Below are 18,159 nucleotides of genomic sequence, written 5' to 3'. Positions count from 1 at the left end.
ACCGGCCGCACTGATCGCCTCGACGGCGGCCAGCGTGTCCCGGACCCGCACTCCCGCGTGCAACGCGGCCTCGGTGGCGCGGGCGATGGTCGGCCCGTCCATGCCGGGATCGGAGTACGGCACACCGACTTCGATGATGTCGCAACCCGATTCGACGAGGGCGATCATCCCGTCCACCGAGGCCCGCACGTCGGGGTAACCGGTGGGCAGGTAGCCGATCAACGCGGCACGGTCGTCCGCGCGGCACGCGTCGAAGACCGGCCCGAGCCTGCTTGCTTGCCGCTGTTGCACGTTCATCGCTCGCTGGGCCCCATCAGGCCGAACCATTTCGCGGCCGTCTCGACGTCCTTGTCACCGCGGCCCGAGAGGTTCACCACGATGATCGCGCCCGGCCCCAGCTCGAGGCCCAGCTTGACCGCGCCGGCGACCGCGTGCGCCGATTCGATCGCCGGGATGATCCCCTCGGTGCGGCACAGCAGCGCGAACGCGTCCATCGCCTCGGCGTCGGTGATCGGCCGGTATTCGGCACGCCCGATCTCCTTGAGATACGCATGCTCGGGGCCCACCCCCGGATAGTCCAAACCCGCTGAGATCGAATGCGATTCGATGGTCTGGCCATCCTCGTCCTGTAGCAGGTAGGAGAACGACCCCTGGAAGGCACCGGGTGAGCCGCCGGCGAACGTCGCGGCGTGCCTTCCGGTTTCGACGCCGTCACCGGCCGCCTCGAAGCCGACCAGGCGGACCCCCGCATCGTCGATGAACGGGTGGAAGATGCCGATGGCGTTGGATCCCCCACCGACACAGGCCACTACCGCGTCGGGCAACCGGCCCGCCTGGGCCTGGATCTGCACCCGCGCCTCCAGCCCGATGATGCGTTGAAAATCGCGCACCATCGCCGGGAACGGGTGCGGCCCCGCGGCGGTGCCGAAGCAGTAGTAGGTGCGCTCGGCGTTGGTCACCCAGTCACGAAACGCCTCGTTGATGGCGTCTTTGAGCGTTTTCGAGCCGCTCTGCACGGACACCACCTCGGCGCCCAGCAGTCGCATCCGGGCCACGTTGAGCGCCTGGCGCGCGGTGTCCACCGCACCCATGTAGATCACACATTCCAGGCCCAGCAAGGCGCACGCGGTGGCAGTGGCGACGCCGTGCTGCCCGGCGCCCGTCTCGGCGATGACCCGGGTCTTGCCCATTCGCTTGGCCAGCAGCGCCTGACCGAGCACGTTGTTGATCTTGTGAGAACCGGTGTGGTTCAGGTCTTCTCGCTTGAGGAAGATGCGCGCGCCGCCGGCGTGTTCGGACAACCGGGTGGCCTCGTACAGCGGCGACGGCCGGCCGGTGTAGTTGACCTGCAGATCGTCCAGGGTGTCCAGGAAGTCGGGGTTGATGCGTTCCTTCTCGTAGGCGGCGGTGACCTCTTCGATCACCGCCATCAACGCCTCCGCGACGTAGCGGCCGCCGTAAACACCGAAATGGCCGCCCGCATCGGGTTCGTGGCGGGTGGTTTCGGCAACGGCTGCACTCGGACGGGGAAGGTCCGAGCGGGACAGGTTGACCATCACCAGCGACTTGACGACTAGCGAGACGGCTTCGGGCAGGACGGGTGGGTGCCCGCGGTGACCAGGTCGGCGACCGCGGCGCGCGGGTCACCGCTTTTGACCAAACCCTCACCGACCAGAACGGCGTCCGCACCGGCGCCGGCATACGCCAACAGGTCCCCGGTGCCACGAACACCGGACTCGGCGATCCTGATCACGTTGCTGGGCAGCCCGGGAGCGATGCGCGCAAAGCAATCCCGGTCGACTTCCAGCGTCGCGAGATCGCGTGCGTTGACACCGATTACGTTTGCCCCCGCCTTCAGCGCTCGGTCGGCTTCCTCCTCGGTGTGCACCTCGACGAGGGCGGTCATGCCCAGCGATTCGGTGCGGTCCAGCATCGACACCAGGGCGGACTGGTCCAGCGCGGCGACAATGAGCAACAACATGTCGGCGCCGTGCGCGCGGGCTTCGTGGATCTGATACGGCTGCACCACAAAGTCTTTCCGCAACACCGGTATCGAGACGGCGGCGCGGACCGCGCCGAGGTCGTCGAGCGAGCCGTGGAAGCGTCGCTCCTCGGTCAGCACGCTGATGATCCGGGCTCCGCCGTCCTCGTACGCGCGGGCCAGTTTCGCCGGATCGGCGATGGTGGCCAGGGAACCCGCCGACGGGCTGGCGCGCTTGACTTCGGCGATGACGCCGATGCCGGGCTCGCGCAGGGCGGCCATCACGTCACGCGGCGGCGGCGCCGCGGCGGCGGCGGCTTTGATCTCGGACAAGCTGATGAGGGCTTCGCGCGCGGCGACGTCGGCCCGGACTCCCTCGAGGATGGAGTCAAGCACGGTAGCCGGACTCATGCCTGTTGCTTCCCTTCGCGCTGTCACCCATCGTCACCCCACGGCCTACCTGACAAATCGGAGCCGATTGCGACGACGTGAATGAAGGGTAGCGGCCCCCGGCTCGCGGCCCGTCACCGACCCTCGGTGTCCGAGCCGCGGGGCAGATCGGTCGGCTCCTGCGTTGGGTCACAGCCCTCGTCAAGCGCGTCCCAGATCATCCGCTCCGACATTTCCGGCGTCTCCGGCTGCTCCAGCATCGCGCCATCGGCGTCGTCGCGTAGCGCATTCGAGCGGCGCGTCGCCGGGGCCGCATACTTTCGGGCGCTCAGCCTCGCCGCCCCGGGATCGCCGGCCGACCGCAGCAACAGGACGGCAGCGATCAGGGTGCACGCCGCCGCGGCCACCGCGATGCCGGCGCCGACGTAGCGCCGCTCGCTGCCCACCAGCGTCATCACCGCGACGTGGGCCAGATCGGCCCCGCGCACGGCGACGTCGGGCAGCGCCCACAGACTGACGCCGAGGTATCCGACGGCCAGGCTGGCCAGGGCCAGCAGCCCCGCCAGCGCCCGCAGCGGCCAGCCGCGCACCGCGATCGCCGCCACGGCCGCCGCCAGCATGAGCACCGCCAACGGCAGCAGCGCCGTCGACCACGACGCGCCGGACAGCGTCACCTCGCGCGGCGGTCCGAGCCCGTCGAACGACCGGATCACCACCCACGGCAGCCGGGACGCCGCCCACAACGCCGCCGCCGACAGCACCAGCAAGACCTGGGCCATCCCGACGGCCAGCCTTGCCCGGCGGTTGGGCCGGGCGTCAGCCATGGCGGCCGGCCTCCGGGGCGGTCAGCGTCTCGGCGGCGGCGATCGCGTTGAGCACCGCGCGAGCCTTGTTGGACGCCTCGGTGTACTCGTAGGGGCCGTTGGAGTCGGCCACCACCCCGCCGCCGGCCTGCACGTAGGCGGTGCCGTCGCGCATCAGCGCGGTGCGGATGGCGATCGCGAAGTCGGCGTTGCCGGCGAAATCGAGGTAGCCGACCACGCCGCCATAGAGGCCGCGCCGCGTCTTCTCCACCTCCTCGATCAGCTCCATGGCCCGCACCTTGGGTGCGCCCGACAGCGTGCCGGCCGGGAAGCAGGCCGTCACCGCGTCCAGCGCGGTCCGCCCCTCGGCGAGCATCCCCGTCACCGTCGACACCAGATGCATGACGTGGCTGTAGCGCTCGATGTGGCTGTAGTCCTCGACGCGCACGGTGCCCGGCGCGCACACCCGGCCCAGGTCGTTGCGGCCCAGGTCCACCAGCATCAGGTGCTCGGCGCGTTCCTTCTCGTCGGCCAGCAGTTCCTTTTCCAGCAGCTGGTCCTCTTCGTCGGTCTGCCCCCGCCACCGGGTGCCGGCGATCGGATGCGTCGTCGCCCAGCCGTCGTGAACGGTGACCAGCGCCTCCGGGCTGGAGCCCACGACCGAAAAGTCCGTTTCCCCATGATCATTCGGGACATGCATCAGGTACATGTAGGGGCTCGGGTTGGTGACCCGCAGCATCCGGTACACGTCGATCGCGTCGACGTCGGTGTCCATCTCGAACCGCTGGGAGGGCACCACCTGGAAGGCCTCACCGGCGGCGATCTGGTCGACGAGGTAATCGACGATCTTGCCGTACTCCTCGACGGTGCGCTGCGCGCGGTATCGCGGCTCGGGCCGGTCGAACGTGGCGACGGTGGACGGCAGCGGCTGGCCCAGCGCCGAGGTCATCACGTCCAGGCGGGCGACCGCGTCGTCGTAGGCCTCGTCGACCCGCTCGTCGGTGCCGTTCCAGTTCACCGCGTTGGCGATCAGCGTGATGGTGCCCTCGTGGTGGTCGACGGCCGCCACGTCGGTGGCCAGCAGTAGCAGCATGTCCGGCAGGTGCAGGTCGTCGACGGCCAGCTCGGGCAGGCGTTCCAGGCGCCGCACCATGTCGTAGGCGAACAAGCCGACCATGCCGCCGGACAGCGGTGGCAGCCCGGGCAGGGTGCCGGTGGCCAGCAGCTCGAGGGTGGCCCGCAGCGCGTGCAGCGGGTCGCCCCCGGTGGGCGCGTCCTGCGGCACGGCCCCGAGCCAGACCGCTTCGCCGCCGCGGACGGTCAACGCCGACGGCGCGCCCGCGCCGATGAACGACCAGCGCGACCAGGACCGGCCGTGCTCGGCCGATTCCAGCAGGAACGTGCCCGGGCGATTGGCGGCGAGCTTGCGGTAGGCCGACAGCGGTGTCTCGCTGTCGGCGAGCACCTTGCGGGTCACCGGAACCACGCGGTGCTCGGCTGCGAGCTGGCGGAAGTCCTCTCGTGAGGTCGTCGCGGCGAGGTGGGCGTGCACCGAACCATCCTCGCAGACGAGCTCCCGGCGGCTCGCGAGCGTAACGTGGCCGCGCTCCTGAGGCCCGCCGGCCGCGGTGGCGTTACGCTCGCGACATGAAACCCGGTGACACCGTCGCGGACTTCGAACTTGCCGATCAAACGGGGACGCCACGCAAGCTCAGCGACCTGCTCGCCGGCGGACCGGTGGTGCTGTTCTTCTATCCCGCCGCCATGACGCCGGGCTGCACCAAGGAGGCCTGCCACTTCCGGGACCTGGCCGCCGAATTCGCCGCCGTCGGGGCCAACCGGGTCGGCATCAGCGTCGATCCCGTGCACAAGCAGGCCAAGTTCGCCGACATGCAGAAGTTCGACTACCCGCTGCTGTCCGACACGGACGGGACCGTCGCCGCGCAGTTCGGCGTCAAGCGCGGCCTGCTCGGCAAGGTGATGCCGGTCAAGCGCACCACCTTCGTCATCGACACCGATCGCACGGTGCTCGACGTGATCTCCAGCGAGTTCAGCATGGACGCCCACGCGGACAAGGCGCTGCAGACGCTGCGCGCCCGCTGAGCGTCAGGGGCTGATCGCCAGGAACACGTAGGCGGCGAGCAGCACCAGGTGCAGCTCGCCCTGCAGCCGCGTGGCCCGGCCGGGCACCACCGTCAGCATGCTGATCACGACGGTCAGCGCCAGCAGCACCAATTGGATGGCGCCCAGGCCGAGCACCAGCGGTCCCTTGAGCCAGATCGACGCCAGCGCGATCGCGGGGATGGTCAGCCCGATGCTCGCCAACGCCGAGCCGTAGGCCAGATTGAGGCTGATCTGGATGCGGCCCTGCCGCGACGCGCGCACCGCGGCGAGGGTTTCCGGCAGCAGCACCAACGAGGCGATCACGACGCCGACGAAGGACTGCGGGAATCCCACCGCCGTCACCGCGCTCTCGACGGCCGGCGACTCCTCCTCGGCCAGCCCCACGACCGCGAGCAGGGCGACCAGCAGCAGCCCCAGGCTGCCCAGCGCCGCGCCGCGGCTCGGCGGGTCCGCGTGGCTCTCGTCCTCGAACAGCCGCTTCTGGCCCTTCTGCGCGACCGGCAGGAAGAAGTCGCGGTGCCGCACCGTCTGCGTGAACACGAAGACCAGGTACAGCAGCAGCGAGGCGACCGCCGCGAAGACCAGCTGCCCGGGCGAGAACTCCTTGCCCAGGCCGCTGATCGTGAACGCCGGGAGCACCAGGCTCAGCGTCGCCAGCGTGGTCAGGGTGGCCAGCGCCGCGCCGCTGCCCTCGGCGTTGAACAGCGTGACGCCATAACGCCGCGAACCCATCAGCAGCGACAGGCCTGCGATGCCGTTGGTGGTGATCATCAGCGCGGCGAACACGGTGTCCCTGGCCAGCGTCGCTGCTTCGTTGCCCCCGGATGCCATCAGCTCGACGATGAGGGCCACCTCGATCACCGTCACCGCGGCCGCGAGCACCAGGGACCCGAATGGCTCGCCGACCCGGGCCGCGACCACCTCGGCGTGATGCACCGCGGCCAGCACCGCCCCGATGAGAAATGCCGCCACCACCGCGGCCAGTGCCGGGCGGAGCCGTTCGCCCCAGATCACGGCCAGCACCCCGACGGCAAGCAACGGTACGACCGCGGTCCACGACATCCGTCTCAACATCGACCGCCATTCTCATCGACGGCACCCGTTCGGGCGACTTCGGAGCACGGTTCCGGCCTCCCGGGCCGCCCGGCGACGCCGCGACAACATTTCTTGAACCGAAAGTCCCCGGGCGCTGGGGACAAAAGCCCCTAACGCCCACCCGGCGGCCTTCCATACGGTCGCAACATTCGCCTCAGGTTTACACGGGCTGATCCGGAGGGAAGTCAAGTAGCCGGCCCGGATCGAAGGGGGAAGCGGTGTTAGCTACCCGGACCACCGCACACAGCGGCGCCAACAGCTCAATTCGCAACCATCTGCGCAGCGCGAAGGACGACGACCGCACTGGCTGGGTTTCCAAAGCCCTCTGCCGGAACGGCAACCCGGACGGGCTGTTCGTTCGCGGCGCCGCCCAGAGAAAGGCCGCGACGATCTGCCGGCACTGCCCGGTGATCCTGGAATGCGGCGCCGATGCGCTCGACAACCGGGTCGAGTGGGGAGTCTGGGGCGGCATGACGGAACGCCAGCGCCGTGCCCTGCTCAGAAAGCACTCCGAGGTGGTGTCCTGGGTCGACTTCCTGGCCGCCGCCCAGGGTCAGCGTCGCACCGCGAACTAGCGTCGCGGGGCGGATCGCCGACACCGCGACGAACCTAGGCCTCGGGCTGCAGCAGTACGTCGGCGTCGAAGCAGCTGTGGTCGCCGGTGTGACAGGCGCCGCCCACCTGGTCGACCGTGAGCAGTACGGCGTCCCCGTCGCAGTCCAGCCGCACCGAGTGCACGTGTTGGGTGTGGCCGGACGTCGCGCCCTTGACCCACTGCTGGGCGCGGGACCGCGAAAAGTACGTCGCCTCACGGGTTTCGAGCGTGCGGGCCAGCGCCGCGTCGTCCATCCAGGCGACCATCAGCACGTCGCCGCTGCCGCGTTCCTGCACGACGGCCGTGAACAGGCCTTCGGCGTTGCGTTTCAGGCGCGCGGCGATCTGTGGGTCCAGCGTCATCGCACGGTGATCCCTTCGGCCGCCATGGCGGCCTTCACCTGACCGATGGTCAGCTCCCGGAAGTGAAAGACGCTGGCCGCCAACACCGCATCGGCGCCCGCGGCGACCGCCGGCGCGAAGTGTTCGGCCGCGCCGGCGCCGCCGCTGGCGATCACCGGCACCGTGACCGCCGAACGCACCGCCCGCAGCATCTCCAGGTCGAACCCGGCCTTGGTGCCGTCGGCGTCCATCGAATTCAGCAGGATCTCTCCCACCCCCAGATCGGCTCCGCGAGAAGCCCATTCGACGGCGTCGATGCCGGTCCCACGGCGCCCGCCGTGCGTGGTGACCTCCCACCCCGACGGCGTCGGCACCGAACCCGGGGGCACCGTGCGGGCGTCGACCGACAGCACGATGCACTGCGAGCCGAACTGCCTCGCCATTTCCTCCAGCAGGTCGGGGCGGGCGATTGCGGCGGTGTTGATCGACACCTTGTCGGCGCCCGCCCGCAGCAAGACGTCGACGTCGGCCACCGTGCGCACCCCGCCGCCGACGGTCAGCGGGATGAACACCTGCTCGGCCGTGCGGCGCACCACGTCCAGCATCGTGGCCCGCCCCGACGACGAGGCGGTGACGTCGAGGAAGGTGAGCTCGTCGGCGCCCTCGGCGTCGTAGGCCGCGGCGAGCTCGACGGGATCGCCCGCGTCGCGCAGGTTTTCGAAGTTGACCCCCTTGACCACCCGCCCGGCGTCGACGTCCAGGCAGGGAATGACCCGCACCGCAAGGCCGTTACCGGCGGGCATCTCAGAAGTCCTCCGGTCGACCGGTGCCGCGCAGGATCTCGAGAATCTCGGCGTGCGCGCGGGGGCCCGCGGCCAGTGCGGAATCCGACGCCGGGGTCCAGGGTTCGCCGTGGACGTCGGTGACGACGCCGCCCGCGGCCCGCACCAGCGCGACCCCGGCCGCGTGGTCCCACACGTGGCCGCCGAAACTGATTGAGCCGCCAAGGACTCCGTCGGCGACGTAGGCGAGGTCGAGTCCGGTGGAGCCGTGCATGCGCAACCGCGACGAGACCCGGCTGAGGTTCTCCAGCACTGCGATCCGGTAGCGCCCCGGGAACCGGCCCCGCGCGTCGGCGCTGAAGGAGCCGGCGCCGATCAGGGCGTCGGCCAGGTCGATGTCGGCCAGCGGCGGCTGCGGGACACCGTTTTTCAGCAACGGGCCGCCCACCACCGCGGTGTAACGCTGGTCGACGAAGGGCAGCCAGGTCAGCCCGGCGACCGGGTCGCCACGGTGCAGCAGGCCCAGCAGAATGCCCGCCATCGGGGAGCCGGCGGCGTAGTTGAACGTGCCGTCGACGGGGTCGAGCACCCACACCCATTCGGAGTCGACGTCCGTGCCGCCGAATTCCTCGCCGTGCACCCCGATTCCGGTTGCCTCGGTCAGCGCGTCGACCACCTGCCGCTCGATCGCGAGGTCGACGTCGGTGGCGAAGTCGTTGCCCTTCTTCTGGACCGCCGAATCGGCGCGGTGGCCGGCCAGGAACGGCTCGGTGGCGTCGTCGAGGATCGCCGCCGCCTTCTTCACCAACGCCTCCAGGTCCATCGCGGCCCTACCCCGCAACCGCGGCCAGCGCCTGCGGCAGGGTGAACCGCCCGGCGTAGAGGGCTTTCCCGACGATGGCTCCTTCGACGCCGCGGTCGGTCAGGGTGGCGATCGCGCGCAGGTCGTCCAGGCTCGACACGCCGCCGGAGGCGATCACCGGGGCGTCGGTCCGGTCGGCGACGGCGGCCAGCAGGTCGAGGTTGGGACCGCCCAGCGTGCCGTCCTTGGTGACGTCGGTGACAACGAAGCGCGAACAGCCTTCGCGGTCAAGGCGTTCCAGCACTTCCCACAGGTCACCGCCGTCGGTTTCCCAACCGCGGCCGCGCAACCGGTGCTGCCCCGCTGGCCTGGATTGGTCGATCTGGACGTCCAGCCCCACGGCGACCTTCTCGCCGTGCTCGCGGATCGCGCGCGCGCACCACTGCGGGTTCTCCAGCGCCGCGGTGCCCAGGTTGACCCGGGCGCAGCCGGTGGCCAGCGCCGCGGCCAGGGACTCGTCGTCACGGATGCCGCCCGACAGCTCCACCTGCACGTCGAGCTTGCCGACCACCTCGGCGAGCAGTTCGCGGTTGGAGCCGCGCCCGAACGCCGCGTCCAGGTCCACCAGGTGGATCCAGTCCGCGCCGTCGCGCTGCCAGCCCAGCGCCGCGTCCAGCGCCGAACCGTATTCGGTTTCGCTGCCCGCCTTGCCCTGGACCAACCGCACCGCGCGGCCATCGACCACGTCGACCGCGGGCAACAAGATCAACACGCTTTCTCCTCTGCTCCGAGGCTGCAACTGGGTACGCTTCCTCTCGACGTTTGCGTAGCGGAATACAGTTTCGCGGAGGTGATCACAGTGCCTCGATCCAGTTGCGCAGCACCGCCGCACCGGCGTCCCCGCTCTTCTCGGGGTGGAACTGGGTGGCCGACAACGGCCCTTGCTCTACCGCGGCCAAGAACGGCACCCGGTGAGTGGCCCAGGTGAGCACGGCCTCGGGCGGACCCTCCCATCGCTGTGCGGCATAGGAGTGCACGAAGTAGAACCGCGTGTGGGGGTCCAGCCCTTTGAACAGGGTGCTGCCGGCCCCGGCGTCGACGACGTTCCAGCCCATGTGCGGGATCACGGGGGCGTCCAGCCGGGTGACTTCACCAGGCCACTGCCCGCAACCCGCTGTCTGCACACCGAATTCGACGCCGCTGGCGAACAGGATCTGCATGCCGACGCAGACCCCCAGCACCGGGCGGCCGGCGGTGACCCGGTCGGCGATGATGCGTTCTCCGTGGACCCTGCGCAGGCCGGTCATGCAGGCCTCGAACGCCCCGACGCCGGGCACCACCAGCCCGTCGGCGGCGGCCGCCGCATCGGCGTCGGCGGTCACCTCCACCGAGGCGCCGGCCCGCTGCAGGGCGCGCTGGGCCGACCGCAGGTTGCCCGAGCCGTAATCCAGGACGACGACGGATGGTTTTGTCACAGAACGCCTTTGGTGGACGGCACGTCGGTCACCCGGGGGTCGGGCTCGACGGCCTGGCGCAACGCGCGGGCCACCGCCTTGTACTGCGCTTCGGTGACGTGGTGCGGGTCGCGGCCGTACAGCACGCGCACGTGCAGCGCGATGCGGGCGTTCATGGCCAGCGACTCGAAGACGTGCCGGTTGATGACGGTGTGGTAGGGCACCGAGCTGCCGGCAATGGTGGTGTGCAGCAGGTGATCCGGCTCGCCGGTGTGCACGCAATAGGGCCGGCCGGACACGTCGACGGCGGCGTGGGCCAGCGTCTCGTCCATCGGGATGAACGCGTCGCCGAACCGGCGGATGCCCCGCTTGTCACCGAGCGCCTGCCCAAGCGCCTGGCCCAGGGCGATCGCGGTGTCCTCGATGGTGTGGTGGCCCTCGATCTCGACGTCGCCCTTGGTGCGGACGGTCAGATCGAAACTGGCGTGGCTGCCCAGGGCGGTCAGCATGTGGTCGTAGAACGGCACACCGGTGTCGACGTGGACCTGGCCGGTGCCGTCGAGGTCCAGCTCGATGACGATGTCGGATTCCCTGGTGCGGCGCTCGATACGCGCACGCCGGGTCGCAATAGTGGTCACGGGGCTCCTACTGGGGTGGCTGGGGCCAGTTCGGTGGCGGCGATCTGGGCGCTGGCCCGCAGGAAGGCGTCGTTCTCCTCGGCCAGCCCGGTGGTCGCGCGCAGGTAGCCCGGGATCCCGACGTCGCGGATCAAGACGCCGGCGTCCAGGTAGCGCTGCCAGGTGGCCGGGGCGTCGGTGAACCGCCCGAACAGCACGAAGTTGGCGTCGCTCGGGATGACCCGAAAACCCATGCCGGTCAACGCCTTCGTGACGCGTTCACGCTCGGCGATCAGGGTGGCGACGCTGCCCAGGGTGTCGTCGGCGTGCCGCAGCGCGGCCCGGGCCGCGGCCTGGGTGATCGACGACAGGTGATACGGCAGCCGCACCAGCAGCATCGCGTCAATCACCGCGGGCGTGGCGATCAGGTAGCCGAGCCGCCCGCCGGCGAACGCGAACGCCTTGCTCATCGTGCGGGTGACGATGAGCTTGGTCGGATACTCGCGCACCAGCCCCACGGCGCTGGGCTCGGAGGAGAACTCGCCGTAGGCCTCGTCCACGATGAGAATGCCCGGTACCGCGTCGAGCAGCCGCCGCAGGGCGGGCAGCGAAACGCTCTGCCCGGACGGGTTGTTCGGGCTGGCGATGAACACCACGTCGGGCCGGCGCTCGGTGATCGCGGCGACCGCCGCGTCGAGGTCGAGGCTGAAATCGTCGGCGCGGACGCCCTCCAGCCATTCCGTGCGCGTGGCGTCGGAGATGATCGGGTGCATCGAGTACGACGGGACGAACCCGATGGCGGTGCGCCCGGGCCCGCCGAACGCCTGCAGCAGCTGTTGCAGGATCTCGTTGGAACCGTTTGCCGCCCAGACATTTTCCACGCCGAGCGGCACGCCGGTCTGCGCGGTGAGATAGCCGGCCAGGTCGCGGCGCAGGGCAGACGCGTTCCGGTCCGGGTAGCGGTGCAGGTCGGTGGCCGCCTCGGCCACCGACCGGACCACGTCGTCCACCAGCGCACGGCTGGGCGGGTGCGGGTTCTCGTTGGTGTTCAGCCGCACCGGGACCGCCAGTTGCGGTGCGCCGTAGGGCGATTTGCCACGCAGGTCGTCGCGCAGGGGCAGGTCGTCCAGCGTGGGGTTCTCCGGGCCGGTCATCGCTCGAACCTCCGCCGGATCGCCTCGCCGTGCGCCGGCAGGTCTTCGGCCTTGGCCAGCGTGACGACGTGTCCCGAGACGTCCTTGAGGGCGGCCTCGGTGTAGTCGACGACGTGGATGCCGCGCAGGAAAGTCTGCACCGACAGGCCGCTGGAATGCCGGGCCGAGCCCGCGGTCGGCAGGACGTGGTTGGAGCCGGCGCAGTAGTCGCCGAGGCTGACCGGCGAGTACGGTCCGACGAAAACGGCACCGGCCGAACGGATTCGCCCGGCGACCTTCGCCGCGTCGACGGTCTGGATCTCCAGGTGCTCGGCGGCGTAGGCGTTGACCACCTTGACGCCGGCGTCCAGGTCGTCGACCAGGATGATCGCGGACTGGCGGCCGCCGAGCGCGGTGGCCACCCGGTCGCGGTGCACGGTCGTGCGCAGCTGGGCGGCCACCTCGGCGGCTGCGGCGTCGGCCAGCTCCGCGCTGGGGGTGACCAGCACGCTGCCCGCCATCTCGTCGTGTTCGGCCTGGCTGATCAGGTCGGCGGCGACGTGCGCCGGGTCGGCGGTGTGGTCGGCCAGGATGGCGATCTCCGTCGGCCCGGCCTCGGCGTCGATGCCCACGCGCGAACGGCACAGCCGCTTGGCGGCGGTGACGTAGATGTTGCCCGGGCCGGTGATCATGTCGACGGGCGCCAGTTCCCCACCGTCGGTGTCGGTGCCGCCGTAGGCCAGCAGCGCCACCGCCTGCGCGCCGCCGACCGCCCACACCTCGTCGACCCCCAGCAGCCGGGCGGCGGCCAGGATCGTCGGGTGCGGCAGGCCTTCGAACTGACCCTGCGACTGGGCCTGCGGCGGGCTGGCCACCACCAGCGAATCGACGCCCGCGACCTGCGCCGGCACCACGTTCATCACCACGCTCGACGGGTACACCGCGTTGCCGCCGGGCACGTACAGGCCAACCCGTTCGACGGGGACCCACCGCTCGGTCACCGTCGCGCCCGGCCCCAGCGTGGTGGTGACGTCGCTGCGGCGCTGGTCGGCGTGCACGGCGCGGGCGCGTTCAATCATCACCCGCAGGGCCTCGACGACGTCGGGATGCAATTCGGCGAGCGCCGCCTCCAGCGCCGCCGCGGGCACTCGGACCGCCGCGGGCCGCACCCCGTCGAACGACTCCCCGAACTCCAGGGCCGCCTCGGCGCCGCGCTCGGCGACGGCCTCGACGATCGGGCGCACCCTGGGCAGCACGCTCTCCACGTCGGCGCCCCCGCGCGGCAACGCCGTCCGCAACCGGGCAGCCGTCAGCTGAACGCCCCGCAGGTCGATGCGGGCCATCACGGGTGCTGAAGCGGTACTCATCGCCACCATTGTCCCAGAGCAACTCAAGTCGATATTCGACCGGTACAGTGCCCGTGTAAGGCCGGGTAAGCCCCTACCAACCTCAGGGAGCCGTCATGTCCGCGAAGGATCATCCCAACAACGCGCCGGGCGTCCCAATGGTGTTCCCGCCCTGGTTCGAGCGCTTCCAGATCAAGTATTTCAACCCTGCGGTCAAGCCGATCGCCCGCTTTCTGCCCGGCACCGCCACCATCAAGCACCGCGGCCGCACGTCGGGCACGCCGTACGAGACCATCATCACCCCCTACCGCAAGGGGAACGTGCTGGCGATCGCGCTGGGCCACGGCAAGACGAACTGGGTCAAGAACGTGCTGGCCGCCGGCGAGGCCGACGTGCAGTACAGCCGCAACCGCGTGGTGCACATCACCAACCCGCGGATCCTGCCGGCCGGCTCGGACGGCCCCGACGCCGAGCGCCTGCCCCGGATGGCCCGCATGCAGCTGCGCCGGGTCGGCGTGTTCGTCGGCGACGTCTCCTGAGGCGGCCGCGCTCTTTTGCGCGTGCGCTCACGGCGGTCACACGCCGCTGGGGGGTGGCCTGGGCGCACACTCGAAGCCCCGGACGCACGCGCCAGCGGTCTACGCCCTGGTGAAGACCGTTTTGCCGCTCATCGTCGGCCAGGCCGACGGCGCGTCGTCCCAGGCGACGACGCGATCGACGGCCGGCGACAGATCCAGGCCGTCGGCGAGCCGCTCGAGCACCTGCGGAATGACCGTCCGCGCGCTCACTCGTCCGGTGATGAATTGCACACCACGGGTGTACATCGGCAGCAACGGCATCTCGACCTTGTATTCGGGGTAGATCCCAGTGTCGGTGCACACGCCGTCCGGCCAGGTAGCACGCAGTGTGGCCGAGAGCAGCGCCGCATCGCCGGTGGTGTGCACGGTGACCGGATACGGATCCCACGACTTGTCGGGTTTGGCGACGTCGTGGATCACCGCACCGAGTTTCTCGGCGGCCGGCAGCCGCCGCGGGTCGGTGTCGACGTAGTCGACCGTGGCGCCCAGCGCCGCCGCGAAGGCGGCCGAGTACAACCCGATCGACAGCCGCCCGACTACCAGGACGCGGCGGTCGGCAGGGTCGAGCGCATTCAGCTCATCGGCGAACGGCCCCACGGTCCGCCAGCCGTCGGGGATGTTGTCCGACAGGGACGCGATCGAGACGGGGTCGACGCCGTCGGGCACTGGGATCAGCATTGCGTCCGCGTACGGCACCAGCACCAGATCGGACATGAAGCCGCCGCCGTCGAGGCCCGCGATCGGTGCCATTCCGTACATCGCCATCAGGGGCCCCGAGCCGCATGAACCGGTCACGCCACGGCGGCATTCGCGGCAGGTTCCGCAGCTGATCTGGAACGGCACCACGACACGGTCGCCCACCCGAACACCCTTGACGCCGTCGCCGACCGCGACGACCTCGGCCAAACCCTCGTGGCCCACCGCGTATCCCGGCGGCAACGGCAGCCGGCCATGGGCGACCGCGACATCGAGGTCGCAGCAGGCCACCATGAGCGGCCGGACCAGCGCCTGTTCGGGCGCGGTGATCTGCGGGTCGGGCACGTCGCGCCACGCGTATCGTCCGACTTCTTCGTAGGTGAGCTGCCTCATCTCAGCATTCTTGAGTGATCTCTCAAGTATTGTCAACAGCGTGCCGAGACCGGATCGCAGCCGCGCAGCGTTGATCGATAAAGCCGCCACCCTGTTCCGGCGCCAGGGGTACGCGGCGACGGGCCTCAATCAGATCCTCGAGGAGACCGGCGTCAAACCCGGTTCGCTGTATCACCACTTCCCGCAGGGCAAGCAACAGCTGGCCGCCGCAGTCGTCGACGGCGAGGGGGCCGGTATCGAACAACTGCTGCGCCGCTTCCTGGCCACAGGCCGCCCCGCCGCCGACATCGTCGATCGGTGGATCGACCTGCTGACGGCGGGGCTGGCCGGCGACCACCGCGACGGCTGCCCGATCGAGCCGATCGCCACCGAGTCGGTCAACGCGAGCCCGCTGGTGCGCGAGGCGTCGGCGCGCGCCTTCAGGGGCTGGTGCGCGGCGATCGACGAGCGCCTGCGCTCCGACGGCTGGGCTGCCGCGGAGGCCAGACAGGTTGCGCTGGCGGTGATCGCACTGATCGAGGGGGCACTGATCCTGTCCCGGATCTCCGGGGACGCGAGCGCGCTGGACGCCGCCAAGCCCGCCGCACGGACGCTGCTGCGTGGCTGAAGGGCCTACATGTCCAGGCCGACGTCGAGCGCGCGCACCGAGTGCGTCAGCGCGCCGACGGCCAGGTAGTCCACCCCGGTGGCCGCGTAGGTGGCGGCGTTGTCCAGGCTGAGCCCACCGGAGGACTCCAGCAGGACGGCGGGTGCCCGAGCGTCCCGGCGCTGCACGGCCATCTGCGTCTGCCACACCGGGAAGTTGTCCAGCAGGACCAGCTCCGGCTTTTCGGCCAGCACCTCGTCCAGCTGCTCGAGCGAATCGACCTCCACCTCACACGGCAGATCGGGCGCCGCGTCGCGGACCGCCCGCAACGCGTCGACGACCGATCCCGCAGCCACCACGTGGTTGTCCTTGATCAGCGCCGCGTCCCCCAGGCCCATCCGGTGGTTGACTCCCCCGCCGACGCGCACCGCGTACTTCTGCAGCGCACGCAGCCCGGGCAGGGTCTTGCGCGTGTCGCGGACCTTGGCCTTGGTGCCGTTCACGGCGTCGACCCAGGCCGCCGTCGTGGTGGCGATGCCCGACAGGTGGCAGACCAGGTTCAGCATGGTCCGCTCGGCGGTCAGCAGGCCGCGGGTGTCCGCGCGCACGGTCAGCACCGGCTCGCCGGGCTGCAGCCGGGCGCCGTCCTCGACGCTGTGCACCACCTCGTAGCCACCGGGGAGGACGGCGTCGAGGACCAGCAGCGCGACCTCGACGCCGGCGATCACGCCGGCCTCGCGGGGCACCATCGACGCCGTGGCCACCGCGCCGGCGGGCACCGTCGCGAGGGTGGTGACGTCGGGCCCGTCGCGCAGGTCCTCCTCAAGAGCCCGCCGGATGGTGTCCTGAGCGGCGCTACGTTCGTCGGGCAGCATCATCAGCCCACCGCCGCCAGCGCCTCCGCCAACACCGAGTTCCCGTCGTCGGCCAGCCGCAGCACGCTGCTGCGCGCCTGCTCCGGCGTGGGCTCGGGGTGTTCCGCTCGGTGGTGGCAACCCCGGCTCTCGCTGCGCGCCAGGGCGGCGGCGGTCACGGCGCGGGCGGCCACGGCCAGCGCGACGTCCTCGAAGTCGCGACGGCCGGCGATGGTGCGCACCGGGGCCGCCGAGAGCGCGTCGGACAACCGGTTCAGCCCGGCGGCGTCGCGCACCACGGAAGCGTCGCGGCTCATCGCGGCCTGCAATTCGCGGCGGTCCGGCGCGGTGTGGACCGACGGCTCGCACTCTGTGGCCCGGACGCGCCCTGCCGCCAGTGCGTGCGCGACCGCGGCCTTGCCGGCGCGCCCGCCGACCACCAGGCCTTCCAGCAGGCTGTTGGACGCCAGCCGGTTGGCGCCGTGCATGCCGGTGCGCGCCACCTCGCCGGCGGCGAACAGCCCCGGCAGTTCGGTCTGCCCGAAGACGTCGGTGACGACGCCGCCGCAGCTGTAGTGCGCCCCCGGTACGACCGGGATGGGTTGGCGGACCGGGTCGATGCCGGCGGCCCGGCACGCGGCGGTCACGGTCGGGAACCGGGTGGCAAAACCCGCGATGCCGCGCGCGTCGAGGAAGACGCACGGGTCACCGGTCTCCTTCAGCCGCGTGTCGATGGCCGCGGCGACGACGTCGCGCGGCGCCAGATCGCCCATCGGGTGCACACCCGCGGTGACCGACTTGCCTTGCCGGTCAAGCAGTATCGCTCCCTCACCGCGGATCGCCTCGGTGATCAGCGGACGCCGGCCGCCGCCCCCACCGAACAGCATCGTCGGATGGAACTGAATGAACTCGAGGTCGCTGACCGCGACGCCGGCCCACAGCGCCAGCGCGATGCCGTCGCCCGTCGAGCCCGCGGGATTGGTGGTCGCGCCGTAGAGGTGCCCGAGGCCACCGGAGGCCAGGATGACCGCCGGCGCGTCGATGATTCCGTACCCGTCGCGGTTGCCGACGGACACGCCGGTCACGGCCGCACCGTCGTGCAGCACGCGCAGCGCGACGTGGCCGGTGCGGACGTCCAGCACCCGGGCGGCGTGGTCGAGCGCGCGCTGCACCTCGGCGCCGGTGGCGTCGCCCCCGGCGTGCACGATGCGCCGCTGCGAGTGCCCGCCCTCACGCGTCACGTCCCAGCGGCCCGGGGCCGCCTCGTCGAATCGCGCTCCGGCACCGACCAATTCGGACACCGCCCGATAGCCGTCGGCGACGATGGAGGTCACCGCGTCGGGATCGCAGAGGCCGGCGCCGGCAGCCACGGTGTCGGCGACGTGGGCCTCGACGGAGTCGTCGTTGTCGGGCAGGACCACCGCGATGCCGCCCTGGGCGTAGTGCGTGGCCGTCGCCCCGCGCGCCTGGTCGGCCTTGCTCAGCACGACGACGCGGCGCCCCGCACGGTGGGCGGCCAGCGCGGCGGCCAGTCCCCCGACGCCGGTACCGATGACGACGACGTCGGCGCTGTCGGTCCAGGCCGGGCG

At 71.0% G+C, this 18,159-nt stretch carries 21 protein-coding genes; 4 read left to right on the top strand and 17 right to left on the bottom strand.

Translation table 11 applies throughout. The annotated features are described in order from the left end of the window. From A9X04_RS12735 to A9X04_RS12715, 5 genes are all read right to left on the bottom strand, one after another. Positions 1-297, bottom strand: a 297-nt coding sequence (locus tag A9X04_RS12735; protein ID WP_197509155.1) for a tryptophan synthase subunit alpha, incomplete at its 3' end; no start/stop codon positions are given. Beyond that, positions 294-1,556, bottom strand: coding sequence for a tryptophan synthase subunit beta (gene trpB, locus A9X04_RS12730; protein ID WP_067920827.1), 1,263 nt, complete (start codon positions 1,554-1,556; stop codon positions 294-296). The genes A9X04_RS12735 and trpB, both read right to left, overlap by 4 nt. A gap of 17 nt (positions 1,557-1,573) precedes the next feature. Beyond that, the gene (gene trpC, locus A9X04_RS12725; RefSeq protein ID WP_067920825.1) at positions 1,574-2,392 is read right to left on the bottom strand and encodes an indole-3-glycerol phosphate synthase TrpC; all 819 of its coding nucleotides are present in this window, start codon (positions 2,390-2,392) and stop codon (positions 1,574-1,576) included. A 113-nt stretch (positions 2,393-2,505) separates the two neighbouring features. Beyond that, positions 2,506-3,195: a TIGR02234 family membrane protein gene (locus tag A9X04_RS12720; RefSeq protein ID WP_067920823.1), complete on the bottom strand. Its 690-nt coding sequence runs from the start codon at positions 3,193-3,195 to the stop codon at positions 2,506-2,508. Next, positions 3,188-4,726 (bottom strand): anthranilate synthase component I, encoded by a 1,539-nt coding sequence (locus A9X04_RS12715; RefSeq protein ID WP_067920821.1) that lies wholly within the window; start codon positions 4,724-4,726, stop codon positions 3,188-3,190. Before A9X04_RS12715 ends, A9X04_RS12720 begins: the two co-directional genes overlap by 8 nt. Before the next feature lie 95 nt (positions 4,727-4,821). Here A9X04_RS12715 and A9X04_RS12710 point away from each other — a divergent pair, with 95 nt between their 5' ends. Next, positions 4,822-5,277, top strand: coding sequence for a peroxiredoxin (locus A9X04_RS12710; RefSeq protein WP_067920819.1), 456 nt, complete (start codon positions 4,822-4,824; stop codon positions 5,275-5,277). Positions 5,278-5,280: 3 nt separating this feature from the next. Here A9X04_RS12710 and A9X04_RS12705 read toward each other — a convergent pair whose 3' ends face one another. Beyond that, on the bottom strand, positions 5,281-6,372 hold the full coding sequence (locus tag A9X04_RS12705) for a calcium:proton antiporter (protein WP_067920817.1): 1,092 nt from the start codon (positions 6,370-6,372) through the stop codon (positions 5,281-5,283). A 239-nt stretch (positions 6,373-6,611) separates the two neighbouring features. On the opposite strand from A9X04_RS12705, the gene A9X04_RS12700 reads away from it, so the two are divergent. Further along, positions 6,612-6,968 carry a WhiB family transcriptional regulator gene (locus A9X04_RS12700; protein ID WP_082974973.1) on the top strand — a complete coding sequence of 119 codons (357 nt, stop codon included), beginning with the start codon at positions 6,612-6,614 and terminating at the stop codon, positions 6,966-6,968. Positions 6,969-7,002: 34 nt separating this feature from the next. Here the strand turns inward: A9X04_RS12700 and hisI are convergent, their stop codons facing one another. The 8 genes from hisI to hisD all read right to left on the bottom strand — a co-directional run bounded on the left by hisI (position 7,003) and on the right by hisD (position 13,463). Further along, complete coding sequence (gene hisI / locus A9X04_RS12695; protein ID WP_067920816.1) at positions 7,003-7,350, bottom strand: phosphoribosyl-AMP cyclohydrolase; 348 nt, start codon at positions 7,348-7,350, stop codon at positions 7,003-7,005. Further along, entirely contained in the window at positions 7,347-8,132 is a 786-nt protein-coding gene (hisF, locus tag A9X04_RS12690; protein ID WP_067920814.1) for an imidazole glycerol phosphate synthase subunit HisF, read from the bottom strand. Before hisF ends, hisI begins: the two co-directional genes overlap by 4 nt. 1 nt (position 8,133) lies before the next feature. Continuing rightward, positions 8,134-8,934 (bottom strand): inositol monophosphatase, encoded by an 801-nt coding sequence (locus tag A9X04_RS12685; protein WP_067920812.1) that lies wholly within the window; start codon positions 8,932-8,934, stop codon positions 8,134-8,136. Positions 8,935-8,941: 7 nt separating this feature from the next. Continuing rightward, positions 8,942-9,685, bottom strand: coding sequence for a bifunctional 1-(5-phosphoribosyl)-5-((5-phosphoribosylamino)methylideneamino)imidazole-4-carboxamide isomerase/phosphoribosylanthranilate isomerase PriA (gene priA, locus A9X04_RS12680; RefSeq protein ID WP_067920810.1), 744 nt, complete (start codon positions 9,683-9,685; stop codon positions 8,942-8,944). Positions 9,686-9,767: 82 nt separating this feature from the next. After that, positions 9,768-10,388, bottom strand: a complete 621-nt coding sequence (gene hisH / locus A9X04_RS12675; RefSeq protein ID WP_067920808.1) for an imidazole glycerol phosphate synthase subunit HisH — start codon at positions 10,386-10,388, stop codon at positions 9,768-9,770. Next, positions 10,385-11,005, bottom strand: coding sequence for an imidazoleglycerol-phosphate dehydratase HisB (gene hisB, locus A9X04_RS12670; protein WP_067920806.1), 621 nt, complete (start codon positions 11,003-11,005; stop codon positions 10,385-10,387). The genes hisH and hisB overlap by 4 nt, the downstream gene beginning before the upstream one ends. Further along, on the bottom strand, positions 11,002-12,138 hold the full coding sequence (locus A9X04_RS12665) for a histidinol-phosphate transaminase (protein WP_067920804.1): 1,137 nt from the start codon (positions 12,136-12,138) through the stop codon (positions 11,002-11,004). Before A9X04_RS12665 ends, hisB begins: the two co-directional genes overlap by 4 nt. Further along, on the bottom strand, positions 12,135-13,463 hold the full coding sequence (hisD, locus tag A9X04_RS12660; RefSeq protein ID WP_197509156.1) for a histidinol dehydrogenase: 1,329 nt from the start codon (positions 13,461-13,463) through the stop codon (positions 12,135-12,137). Before hisD ends, A9X04_RS12665 begins: the two co-directional genes overlap by 4 nt. A 116-nt stretch (positions 13,464-13,579) precedes the next feature. Between hisD and A9X04_RS12655 the strand changes: the two genes are divergently transcribed. Beyond that, complete coding sequence (locus A9X04_RS12655; protein ID WP_067920801.1) at positions 13,580-14,002, top strand: nitroreductase family deazaflavin-dependent oxidoreductase; 423 nt, start codon at positions 13,580-13,582, stop codon at positions 14,000-14,002. Between the two features lie 99 nt (positions 14,003-14,101). On the opposite strand, the gene A9X04_RS12650 is transcribed toward A9X04_RS12655, so the two are convergent. Next, positions 14,102-15,130: an alcohol dehydrogenase catalytic domain-containing protein gene (locus tag A9X04_RS12650; RefSeq protein WP_067920799.1), complete on the bottom strand. Its 1,029-nt coding sequence runs from the start codon at positions 15,128-15,130 to the stop codon at positions 14,102-14,104. Between the two features lie 40 nt (positions 15,131-15,170). Between A9X04_RS12650 and A9X04_RS12645 the strand changes: the two genes are divergently transcribed. After that, entirely contained in the window at positions 15,171-15,737 is a 567-nt protein-coding gene (locus A9X04_RS12645) for a TetR/AcrR family transcriptional regulator (RefSeq protein WP_067920797.1), read from the top strand. 5 nt (positions 15,738-15,742) lie between these two features. Here A9X04_RS12645 and nadC read toward each other — a convergent pair whose 3' ends face one another. Both nadC and A9X04_RS12635 read right to left on the bottom strand, forming a co-directional pair. Then, entirely contained in the window at positions 15,743-16,594 is an 852-nt protein-coding gene (gene nadC, locus A9X04_RS12640; RefSeq protein WP_067920795.1) for a carboxylating nicotinate-nucleotide diphosphorylase, read from the bottom strand. Further along, on the bottom strand, positions 16,594-18,159 hold a 1,566-nt coding region (locus A9X04_RS12635; RefSeq protein ID WP_067920793.1), incomplete at its 5' end, for an L-aspartate oxidase. The genes nadC and A9X04_RS12635, both read right to left, overlap by 1 nt.

Origin of the sequence: Mycobacterium sp. E3247, assembly GCF_001667785.1 — a bacterium.
Classification (GTDB): domain Bacteria; phylum Actinomycetota; class Actinomycetes; order Mycobacteriales; family Mycobacteriaceae; genus Mycobacterium.
Note: the sequence above shows the minus strand (reverse complement) of the source record. Positions and strands in the feature narration are given on the sequence as shown.